Genomic DNA, 10,956 nt, shown 5'->3' with positions numbered 1-10,956 from the left:
GATACCTTCGGTATACCCACCTTTATTTATCAGGTTAGTGGTGAATATGCCATGCTGGCTGCTGCAATTCAGAATGGCTGGTTATCTGATAGTGTAATTCTAGAGTCCCTGATGTGCTGCCGTCGTGCCGGCGCAGATGGTATCTGGACTTACTTCGCGGAGGAAGCGGCGCTCAAACTGAAAGACATGAAATAAAATAGAAGGACCTTGGCGCAATGCATATCGCCATTATCGGAGCAGGCATTACCGGCTTGATGTCAGCTCTGGAATTGCTTGAACAGGGATGTTCCATTACGATTTTTGATCAACAAGCGGCTGGACAGGCAGCCTCTTGGGCCGGAGGCGGCATCCTCTCCCCGATGTATCCTTGGCGTTATCCCGATGCCGTTAATGCCCTCGCCCGCCATGCCAAACCCTTGTATCAAGCCTGGAACCAGAAACTGCAACCGATTACCGGGATTGATTTCCAGATCCATGAAACCGGTATGCTGATTTTTGATGAAACGGATTTTGAAATCGGACTGTGCTATGCCGAGCAATATCAGGATCCACAGCAACATGCCAAATATCTGAATCAGCCTCAAATCCAGCAAATCAATTCCAAAGTAGATCCGAAATTTAAACAGGCGATCTATTTTCCAGAACTTTCCAATATCCGCAATCCGCGACTGTTACAGTCCATTATTGCTTACCTTAAACAGCATCCGCGTGTCACTTGGCAAGAGCATTGCAATATTAGTCAGCTAAATATCCAGCAAGATCATGTACACAGTGTTTCCACTGAAAATGGACAAAGTTTTGAAGCGGATCAGTTTGTGATTGCCACTGGTGCGTGGTCTGCACACTGGTCTGAACAGCTCGGTCTGGACATTCCAGTTCATCCGGTTCAAGGACAGATGCTGCTGTTTAAAACACCAGAAAACTGGCTACCGACCATGTGCATGAACAAGGTCATGTATCTGATTCCACGTCGTGATGGTCATGTGCTGTGTGGTTCCAGCATGCGTCAGGTCGGTTTTGATACTTCGCCTTCTGCTGAAATCCGTCAGGATATTTTGGAAGCCTGCCTGGAAATGGTACCAGAATTGATTGATTTCCCAATCGTGAAACAGTGGGCAGGTTTACGCCCGAGTTCACCAGATGGCATTCCCTATATCGGCAAAATTCCGCATCTGAACAATCTCTGGACCAATTTTGGCCAGTTCCGTAATGGCTTATGTATGGGTGCTGCTTCTGGAAAATTGCTGTCTCAGTTAATCTTGGAGCAACCGACCATCGTAGATCCACAGCCTTATAGTCCAGTACAGCGATTACAGCCGCACTCTTTAACGGTTTAAAATTTCAATCAAGGCTTCTTTCAGTGTCGGATAGCTAAATTCAAATCCGGCTTCCTGCAAAGCTTTGGGCTGGACATATTGACCATTCAGAATCAGTTGTGACTGTTCACCCAGCATCATTTTCATACTGCAAGCTGGTAAGGGCAATAAAGGTTTACGCTTCAGCACCTGTGCTGCGATCCGGACAAATTGCGCTTGACTGACTTTTTCAGGTGCAACCACATTAAATACCTGTTGCTGGGTCGGCTGCTGCATCAGGAATTCGATCGCCCGCATGACATCCTGTAAATGTACCCAAGTCACCGGCTGACGCCCGTGGCCAATCCGGCCAAACATATTCAGCTTAATTGGCAATAACATCTGCGGAAGAATCCCGCCACCTTGGCCAAACATTACAGCAAAGCGAACAATTTTGGTGTCCTGCCCCGTATAAGACAAGGCCAGTTTTTCCCATTTCTCACACAGTTCTGACATAAAAATGGATTGTGGCGGACTTTGTTCAGTACACACCGTATCCCAGCGTTCTTGCGGATCGATTCCGTAGTAGCCGATCGCTGAAGTCGAAATAATACGTTTGGGTTTGATCTGATTTTTTTCTAGATAGTCATATAACTGCTTGGTGGTATTTAACCGACTGTCCAGCAATTTCTTTTTCCGTGCGGCTGTCCAGCGACCCTGCCCGATACTTTCACCAGCCAGATTAATCACATAGTCAATCTGATGATTTTTCAATTCTTCCAGATCATTAATCCAGTGAAAATCAGGATGCTCTTCTCGCAATTTTTTCTGCCGGGTCAGGCCGATCACTGCATAATCACGAGCCAGTAAAAATTTCACCAGATGGCTGCCAATAAAACCGCTGGCGCCTGTCATGAGGACTACAGGTTTATACATGGTTATTCTGAGCCATTATTATTGTATTGCTCAAATTATACGTCACTCATAAATCAAAATGTTAGATGAAGTAGGCTGGATCGATAAATGAGGAATTGTTATCAGGCTATACAGAAAACGTCTGATTTTCTATCAGCCTGATTTAGCTTTTTGAATTTAATCTCAACGATTTTGATATAAAGAGTCGAAATCTTAGCCAAACATTTTTGCTGCCATACGCTGCGCCTGTTTGCCATAAAACCAGTAGGTCAGCAGATAAAGCGGAATCGCGATGAGCAGGAACATGATCACGACAATGCTCATAAATTGTGGCTGTTGCAGATATAGTAAAAAGTCCTGCCAGGCATTCGGATTGGATCGTGTCGCAATGGCAATCCCTAAAATTAAAAATGCCAGGTTATAACCCCAATAAATCAGGCTGAATCCTAAGGTAAACTTTTTACGCTCTGCCTGGGTGGGCGCCCGTTGCTCCTTTTTTAAAAATTTAAATAGTACCCAGATCATCGCCACCAGATAAGGCACAATGGTTAATACTGCGCCCATGCCAGTCGGCATTAACGCCGCCACAACCCCGCAAATGCAGGTAAAAATAAAGCATAGGAAAAAAAACCAGAGAAAATAGCGAGTTAGAGGCACCATTAGCAGGACTCAAGGACGATTAATCAACTAGTATAAAAAAAATTAATTTTTTTTTCATTTTATTGTCAACCTAAAGCGAGATGCTGACGTTATATAGGGTACAAGGTTCGGAAATTTGGACTGGCATCCACAAATTTTCGTTCTCTTTGCTAAAGCAATAAGTCCAGTGTTTTAGAAAATTTTGAATAGCAGCCAAAATTTTCACTATACACAAATCTTTGACCGACGATTTCATCATCACTCGAATCGTCGGTTTTTATTTTTTGGACGAACCGTTTTTAGCAATTCGCCTGCAAATTTTTATCAGCTTCTTATGCAGCATAAAATAATGATCGGCTGCATTTTTTCAAGTCTGTTTTTAGCAATTTTTATAAAAAATATTGGTTCTGCTACCCAGATGCTATGAAAAATGCCTGAAGTAAAATTTAAAATAAAAACGCTGTATTCAATACTTTATATATAAACATCATATTTTATTGATTTCATAGATATTATTCTAATATTCAAAACTACGCTGAAAATAGTTTTAATGATGTGTAGCAATGAAATAGATCAAAATATTTTTTTCAAGTAGATTTTTAGCTGGGCTTTTTTCTATAGTAGGAAGGTAAAAATAAAGGTGGGTATACATGGCAGTTCATTTTCTACATACTTCTGATTGGCATTTGGGACAATTTTTCCATAACCATGACCGTGAATTTGAACATGCACAATTCCTGAATTGGCTCCTTGAACAAATCAAGGAAAAACAGCCACATGTCCTACTGATTGCCGGTGATATTTTTGATGTCATCAATCCCGCTTCCAGTGCCCAAAGACAGCTTTATCAATTCCTTGCCGATGCCCATGAACTGGCACCGCATATGCAAACCCTGATGATTGCCGGCAACCATGATTCAGGTTATCGAATTGAACAGGTTCAGCCTTTATTGACCAAATTTAATGCCAAAGCGGTGGGTATTGTCGGCCGGACTGCGGACAATACTCTTGATCTGGATCGTTTGCTGGTTCCGATTTATGACCAGCAGCAAGAGATTATTGCCTGGTGCCTAACTCTACCTTATTTGCGCAGTGCCGAGATTACCGGCATTAATGAACATACCCATAATAGCCAGAATGCCATCAGTTATCTGCACCAACAGTTGATTGCCGAAGCCAAAGCACGTAAGCAGCCACATCAGGCACTGATTCTTATGTCACATGCACATATGCAAGGCGGTGAAACTTCCGATTCGGAACGCCCCATTATTGTCGGCAATGAAGAGGCTCTCTCAACGGCGCTATTTGATGAAGTCATTGACTATGTCGCTCTGGGACATCTGCATAAACCGCAGAAAGTCGGTCAGCCGCATATTCGCTATAGTGGCTCCCCGATTCCCCTATCCTTTAGTGAGATCAACTATTCGCATCAGGTTGTTGAAGTCAGAGTCGATCCTGAACAAAATGCTGAACAGCGTTTTCAGTGTGAAGCGCTGAAAGTTCCTCGTACTGTCGAGCTATTTAGAATCCGGGAAAATCTGGAAAATCTGCTCAGCAAAGTAAAAGCACTGCCGACTGGGGAAATTGAGCATCTGGCAGCACGACATTTTCTGGAAATTGAATATACTACCGATGCACCGCCACCGGTAGATTTACGTCAGCAGATTGAACAGGCACTGCCACCAGATCGTTATCGTCTGCTACGCATCAGCCGGATTTATCAACGTCAGGCAGAAGATCAGGCTGATAGCTCTAAAATTGACTTGGCACCTCCAACACCTGAATCACTGTTTTTCAATATCTGGGAAAAAATGGGCTATAGCCAGGATCATTCGGTGCAGCAGGATTTTCAGCAGTTATTGGTCGAAGCCCAACATGAACTTGCACAAAAACAACAAGCTTAGGATCAGCCATGAAAATTATCCGTCTGAGCCTAAATAACCTCGCCTCTCTCGCTGGTACGCATCATATTGATTTTGAATCAAATCCCCTGGCACATGCCGGACTGATTGCGATTACCGGAAAAACCGGTGCTGGAAAATCCACCCTGCTCGATGCCATGTGTCTGGCGCTGTACAACGAAATTCCACGTTTAAAAGGTGCCACAGGTAGTCTGAAAGATGCCGGCGGACAGGATGTCTCGATCAAGGATTCCAAAAATATTCTTCGTCGTGGCTGCGTACAGGGTTTTGCCGAGCTTGAGTTTATTGCCTTAGACCAGAAACGCTATACGGCACGCTGGGAAATTCGTCGTGCCCGGCAGAAAGTGGATGGTAATTTAAAGGTCGATCGTGCCATTACCTGTCTTGATGATCAACGGGTGCTGAACCAGAAAATTTCTGAATGCACGCCGCTGATTGAAAAACTGGTCGGCTTGAGTTTCGAGCAATTTACCCGTGCGGTTTTGCTGGCACAGTCTGAGGTTGGTGCCTTTCTAAAAGCCAAAGATAATGAACGCGCTGATCTACTTGAATATCTGACCAATTCTCAGATTTTCAGTCTGGTCAGCCAGAAGGCCTTTGAAAAACACAGTGAAGTGAAGCAGAAACGCGCTGATCTGGAAAAATTAATCGGTCATTTGGAACTGTTATCTGAAGAAGATATTGCTACTCTACAGCAGCAACACACTACTTTAAAACAGGCGGTTGAGCATCTAAACCAGAGTGAAAAGGTACTGGAAAATGACTTGAAATGGCATCGCCAGCAGCATTATCTCTATACTGAAATTCAGGCCAAAAAAGAAATCTATACGGTTCAGCTGGATGCTGAACAGAAGATGGCACCGCAAAAACAGTTATTAGATCAACTGGACCAGTTTCAGCAGATTCGGGAACAGTTTGTCCAGCAACAGCAGTTTCAGAAGCAGCGTAGCCATTTACTGACTGAGCAGCAAAACTTTGTTGCCGAATTCGCAGCAGTTCAACAGCAGCGTGATAGCGAACAGCACAAATTACGGCACATTCAGCAACTGCAACAACAGCAGCAACAAGAGTTCCATAAGATCAAACCTTATCTGGATCAGGGACTCAAACTGGATCATGAAATGCTATCGATTGGCGAGCAGTATAAGCAGCTTTTAGCCGAACAGCAGACCTATAGAACCCAGCAGATTCAGCCTGTTCAGAATCAGCTGGCGCAGACTGAACAGCATTTACAACTGGTTCAGGCTCAATATCTACAGATCCAAAAGCAACTGGAACAACAGGGCTTCTTAGCGGTTTTTGATGACGAACCGCAGGCGACTCTGCAACGCCTGCGGGACTATCAGGAACTTCACCAGAAATTCATGCGGCAGCACCCGGCACTTTTCCAATCCAGCCGCACTGAACTGGAACAGCAGCAACAGGCTTTATCTGCCAGCTTGCAGGAATTCACTCAGCGCTATACTCATCTGGACCAGCTTGAACAGCAAGTCCAACAGTTCCAGATCCAACAACAGCAACTCAGTACCCAGCATTCGAAGCTTGAAGCTTTAATGCGAACCGTACAGCAAATGGCTGGCTTAGAAACTGAAAGCCTGCAATTGAACCGCGAGTTAGAAAGCTATCATGATCGTTTAAAGCAACTAGAAACTGAGCTGGTTCAATTACAGCAACAACGTCAGGAAGCAGAACAAGCTTTCGAACAATTGCAACAAGTACTGGTTTATCAACGTTTATTACAGGCACAAAGTGTTCAGGAATTACGTGCACAGCTGAAACCAAATGAGCCTTGTATGGTCTGTGGCAGTCATGAGCATCCTTTTGTACAGCATCAGGAACTGCTAGAAAATGCTTTGCAACAATTACATGATCAGCAGCTTCAGGAAGCTCAGAAAAAACTACAGCAACTGACTCAGGCATATCAGCAAGCACAAATCCAGCAATCTCAACTACAAACCTTAATTGAGCAACATCAGCAACGCAGCAGTCAGCTCAATACGACACTACAACAGCAGAAGATTCAGTTGAATCAGGACCTTCAGCAATTTGATTTGCTGTTGGATTTAAGCCAGAGTACAGATCATTTGCAGCAACAGCTTGGTCAGCATGTGCTTCAACTTCAACAAGAACAACAGCAGCTAGTCCAGACCCTGCAAAATCAGCAAAGTGACTGGAAACAATGGCGTCAGCAACAGCAACAGTTAGATCAGCTACGTTTTAGCATGCAGCAGCATTTACAGCTAGAACAAATGATTCAGCCAGTTCTTCATCTACTGCCTAAGTCCTTGCAGAAATCCTGGATTACTGATGCCTCATCAAGCTGTCAGCAGCTATCTCACCAACTGCAACAACGTCAGAAACAGACTCAGGAATTCAAAACCTTAGAGACTCACATGCAAAGCTTAAATCAGCAGATTGAAAAGGCACGTGATCAGCTCAGCCTGCATCAGCAATATGATGCACAGTTACAGCAAAAGATGAATACGGCGCTGAATATGGGTAAAGCGCTACGTGAACAGCTCAACCACCTGACCCTTACCCATGCCGGACAGATTTATCCTAAGGCACAGGAATGGCGTGACCGTTTGGAGCAACAACAACAGGCGTTGGATGAACAGTTACGGGCACAGAGTCTGATGACCCAGCAGCATGATCAGCGTTTACAACAGGCTGAACTGAAAAAACAGAGTTTCATCACCCAGATTCAGCAACTAGAACAGCAGATCAAGCAATGCCAGCAATCTATTCAGGACTGGCAAAATACATATCCTGCGTTTGATGCCGAGCATATCCAGCATTGCCTGAATATTGACTTACAACAGCATCAGCAAATTCGCCAGCAATTACAGGCACAACATCAGGCGGTTGAAAATGCCAAAACGGCTTGGGATATTCTGGAGGAACAATATCAGCATCATTTGAAATCCAAGCCTGAACTTAGCTTTGAAGAAGTTGAACTGCGCTTAAGTAGTCTGGCACAGGAAAAAGCTGAACAGGAAAATGCCTGTAATGAGGTTGCCACCAAATTAAGAATACATGCCAATAACCAATCGACCTTACAACGCTACCAGCATCAGATTGAACAGGTCAAAGCTGAAGAATATCGTTGGGGTCGGATCTATGACCTGATCGGCCATAAGGAAGGCACCAAATTCCAGAAAATCGCGCAAGAACATCATCTGGATATTCTGGTCGAATATGCCAATCAGCAATTACAGCCTCTAGCACCGCGTTATCAGCTGCACCGGATTCCAGACAGTTTGAGTCTGGCGATTATTGATCTGGATATGAACAGTGAAGTACGTCCTGTCCTGTCACTCTCTGGCGGTGAAACTTTCTTGGTCTCTCTGGCTCTAGCCTTAGCGATTGCCAATATGGCTTCCGGCTCTATGAAGCTGGAATCGCTATTTATTGATGAAGGTTTTGGTACTTTAGACCCAGCTTCCTTACATATGGTCATGAATGCGCTGGATCATTTGCAGAGTCAGGGCCGTAAAGTGGTGCTGATTTCACATGTACAGGAGATGCATGAACGGATTCCGGTTCAGATTCAGGTTAAACCGGTCGGTGCTGGTGCCAGTACCATTCAGATTATAGGTTAAAGCATGAACTCTACCCCGAACAAGCTCTCGCCCTATTTCAGCTTACAGCTTGAGAGCTTGCGGGGTATCAGTGCCATTGTGGTGCTATTCAGTCATAGTTTTCAGGCTTTTATCGCGCCTTTTGATCTGAGCCTATATTCCTGGGTACGTCTATTAGGCCAGGCTGCTGTGATGATCTTTTTTGTGCTCAGTGGCTTTTTAATCGGAACATCAATCCAGAACAACATCCAAAAACATGAAAATTTTAATCTGCGGCAGTATATACGGCAGCGTTATCGCCGCATTTTACCGGCCTTTCTGTTTGCATCCGCTTTCAGTCTAATTCTATATGCACTAGCACCTACATTTTTTGCTTCACATAGCCATGAGTTCCAGAACAGTTTTGGCATGATGATCCGGACTGCCTATAACATTGATACTCGGGATTTTCTGGGTTCTTTATTCTTTCTCAATGGCTTTATTACACCGACGGTATCTGCCAATGCACCGCTCTGGAGCCTGAGCTTTGAAGTCTGGTTTTATATGCTGGCCGGATTTCTGCCTTTTTTAAAAAATTCTGAAAACGCTAAAATTGGCTTTTTTATCTTGCTTCTAGGGCTTTCCATACTGAACTTTCAGTTTCTGTTTTATTTTCTGCTCTGGCTAGTTGCCTTTGCCAATTCATTCCGGCAGATCCAGCTGCGTTTTTTAAGTCGACTACAACCCATTAAATTGGGCCTATTTGGTCTGGCATTTATGATTGCCTGTGCGGATGCTTACCAGTTTCATATCATTGAACAGGCTGACTTATATCGTGTAAATTATTTTGTGCCGTTTAACCTGTGTATAGGACTCGCCTTTGTCTGCTGGATTGTGCAGCTGCAACATCAGCAAAGCCAATATCAACCAGTTTGGCCTCAGTCTGCAAATTTCTCCTATACACTTTATGTCACTCATTTCCCTTTACTGCTTTTTATTCTGGGCTGCTTTCCTGCAACGCTTGATCATGGTCTTGAGGGTGCCGTTTTATCCTTATTTATGAGCATGTGCAGCTTAATTTCCTTTGCCTGGCTCATGGCCCATTGGCTGGAACCCCAAAGAAAAAAAGCGTTATCAACTACTCTGCAATAACGCTTTCCCAAAACTCAATTGTCAGTATAAATCAGTCCGTTTTTTTAGGACGTGCGCCAAACAAGGCAGTGCCCACACGTACCATGGTAGAACCTGCTGCAATCGCCTCAGTCATGTCGGCAGACATTCCCATACTTAAAGTATCCCAGTCTTCAGGTTTTGCATGTTGGCTTTTGACCTCTTCGAACAAGGCTTTGGTATCTGCAAAGGCGTGGGTATTATCTGGCGCAGGAATCACCATCAAACCACGTAAGCGCAAATTCGGTAATTGACTGATCTGTGCTACTAGATCGGCCACTTCCTCAGGCTGACAACCGTCCTTGCTATCCTGCCCATCAATATTGACTTGCAGACAGATATTAAGCACAGCTTGAGAATCACTACGCTGATTAGATAAACGTTCAGCAATAATCAGGCGATCTACCCCATGCACCCAGGCAAAATTTTCTGCCAGATGTTTGGTTTTGTTGCGCTGCACATGACCGATAAAATGCCACTCAATATCCAGGTCTTTGAGTGCCGTGATTTTTTCCAGCGCTTCCTGTAAATAGTTTTCCCCAAAGGCACGCTGACCAGCCTGATACATTTCTGCCAGCACAGGGCTAGGCTGGGTTTTGGAGACGGCTAGAAGTTGCACCGAATCCAGCTCACGCCCCGCCAGAGCGCAGGCGGACTGGATCTGAGCTAAAACCTGATTTCGTGACTGTTGCAGCATATTCATTGATGGGGTTCTCATTTCGTGCGGATTTTTTTCCCTTGCTCATCAACTAAGTGTTGGTTAAGCTGTGGGAAAGCCTTATTATTCTAGCAAAATAAATAACATTTTAATGAACTCGGGGACCTTATGGATATTACAGAACTGTTAGCCTTTTCTGCTAAAAATGGTGCGTCGGATTTACACTTATCAGCAGGTTTACCACCCATGATTCGTGTGGACGGGGAAGTACGCCGCATCAACCTGCCTGCACTAGAACATAAAGAAGTACACAAACTAGTGTACGACATCATGAATGACAAGCAACGCCGTGATTATGAAGAAAATCTGGAAACTGACTTCTCTTTTGAAGTTCCAGGCGTAGCCCGTTTCCGTGTGAACGCATTTAACCAGAACCGCGGTGCAGGCGCAGTATTCCGTACCATTCCATCTAAAGTACTGACCATTGAAGATCTAGGTATGGGCCAGATCTTTAAAGATATCTGTGAATATCCACGTGGTATTGTACTGGTGACAGGACCAACCGGTTCGGGTAAATCAACGACGCTGGCGGCAATGCTGGACTATATCAATGACAACCGCTATGACCATATCCTGACAGTCGAAGATCCAATCGAATTTGTACACCAATCAAAAAAATGTCTGATCAACCAGCGTGAAGTACATCGTGATACGCATGGATTTAATGAAGCATTACGTTCTGCATTACGTGAAGACCCGGATATTATTCTGGTCGGTGAGATGCGTGACCTTGAAAC

Annotated in this window: 8 protein-coding genes and 1 pseudogene; 6 read left to right on the top strand and 3 right to left on the bottom strand. The window is 44.4% G+C overall.

Going from position 1 to position 10,956, the window contains the following annotated elements; genetic code table 11:
• Positions 1–195: pseudogene (locus tag B4J23_RS08350) on the top strand (porphobilinogen synthase); the annotation flags it as partial.
• Between the two features lie 20 nt (positions 196–215).
• The gene (gene thiO, locus B4J23_RS08345) at positions 216–1,337 is read left to right on the top strand and encodes a glycine oxidase ThiO (RefSeq protein WP_291359923.1); all 1,122 of its coding nucleotides are present in this window, start codon (positions 216–218) and stop codon (positions 1,335–1,337) included.
• Here the strand turns inward: thiO and B4J23_RS08340 are convergent.
• Both B4J23_RS08340 and B4J23_RS08335 read right to left on the bottom strand, forming a co-directional pair.
• The gene (locus tag B4J23_RS08340) at positions 1,326–2,231 is read right to left on the bottom strand and encodes a TIGR01777 family oxidoreductase (RefSeq protein WP_291359921.1); all 906 of its coding nucleotides are present in this window, start codon (positions 2,229–2,231) and stop codon (positions 1,326–1,328) included. The two genes, thiO and B4J23_RS08340, sit on opposite strands and share 12 nt — an antisense overlap.
• 192 nt (positions 2,232–2,423) lie before the next feature.
• Positions 2,424–2,870, bottom strand: coding sequence for an ABZJ_00895 family protein (locus tag B4J23_RS08335; RefSeq protein WP_291359919.1), 447 nt, complete (start codon positions 2,868–2,870; stop codon positions 2,424–2,426).
• 629 nt (positions 2,871–3,499) lie between these two features.
• On the opposite strand from B4J23_RS08335, the gene B4J23_RS08330 reads away from it, so the two are divergent.
• The 3 genes from B4J23_RS08330 to B4J23_RS08320 are packed head-to-tail and all read left to right on the top strand — an operon-like array spanning position 3,500 to position 9,483.
• Positions 3,500–4,753 (top strand): exonuclease SbcCD subunit D, encoded by a 1,254-nt coding sequence (locus B4J23_RS08330; protein ID WP_291359917.1) that lies wholly within the window; start codon positions 3,500–3,502, stop codon positions 4,751–4,753.
• 8 nt (positions 4,754–4,761) lie between these two features.
• Positions 4,762–8,373, top strand: coding sequence for an SbcC/MukB-like Walker B domain-containing protein (locus tag B4J23_RS08325; RefSeq protein WP_291359915.1), 3,612 nt, complete (start codon positions 4,762–4,764; stop codon positions 8,371–8,373).
• Positions 8,374–8,376: 3 nt separating this feature from the next.
• Positions 8,377–9,483 (top strand): acyltransferase family protein, encoded by a 1,107-nt coding sequence (locus B4J23_RS08320; RefSeq protein ID WP_291359913.1) that lies wholly within the window; start codon positions 8,377–8,379, stop codon positions 9,481–9,483.
• A gap of 31 nt (positions 9,484–9,514) precedes the next feature.
• Here the strand turns inward: B4J23_RS08320 and B4J23_RS08315 are convergent, their stop codons facing one another.
• Positions 9,515–10,204 (bottom strand): YggS family pyridoxal phosphate-dependent enzyme, encoded by a 690-nt coding sequence (locus tag B4J23_RS08315; protein ID WP_261634967.1) that lies wholly within the window; start codon positions 10,202–10,204, stop codon positions 9,515–9,517.
• 123 nt (positions 10,205–10,327) lie between these two features.
• Between B4J23_RS08315 and B4J23_RS08310 the strand changes: the two genes are divergently transcribed.
• A partial coding sequence (locus B4J23_RS08310; RefSeq protein WP_291359910.1) for a type IV pilus twitching motility protein PilT occupies positions 10,328–10,956 on the top strand: 629 nt, incomplete at its 3' end.

It is taken from the genome of Acinetobacter sp. UBA3025 (genome assembly GCF_002367915.1).
Classification (GTDB): domain Bacteria; phylum Pseudomonadota; class Gammaproteobacteria; order Pseudomonadales; family Moraxellaceae; genus Acinetobacter.
Note: the sequence above shows the minus strand (reverse complement) of the source record. Positions and strands in the feature narration are given on the sequence as shown.

What these genes read in the sequence shown, in the direction of transcription:
- thiO (WP_291359923.1), top strand. Translation starts at nt 216, where the DNA reads ATGCATATCGCCATTATCGGAGCAGGCATTACCGGCTTGATGTCAGCT.
- B4J23_RS08340 (WP_291359921.1), bottom strand. Translation starts at nt 2,231, where the DNA reads ATGTATAAACCTGTAGTCCTCATGACAGGCGCCAGCGGTTTTATTGGC.
- B4J23_RS08335 (WP_291359919.1), bottom strand. Translation starts at nt 2,870, where the DNA reads ATGGTGCCTCTAACTCGCTATTTTCTCTGGTTTTTTTTCCTATGCTTT.
- B4J23_RS08330 (WP_291359917.1), top strand. Translation starts at nt 3,500, where the DNA reads ATGGCAGTTCATTTTCTACATACTTCTGATTGGCATTTGGGACAATTT.
- B4J23_RS08325 (WP_291359915.1), top strand. Translation starts at nt 4,762, where the DNA reads ATGAAAATTATCCGTCTGAGCCTAAATAACCTCGCCTCTCTCGCTGGT.
- B4J23_RS08320 (WP_291359913.1), top strand. Translation starts at nt 8,377, where the DNA reads ATGAACTCTACCCCGAACAAGCTCTCGCCCTATTTCAGCTTACAGCTT.
- B4J23_RS08315 (WP_261634967.1), bottom strand. Translation starts at nt 10,204, where the DNA reads ATGAATATGCTGCAACAGTCACGAAATCAGGTTTTAGCTCAGATCCAG.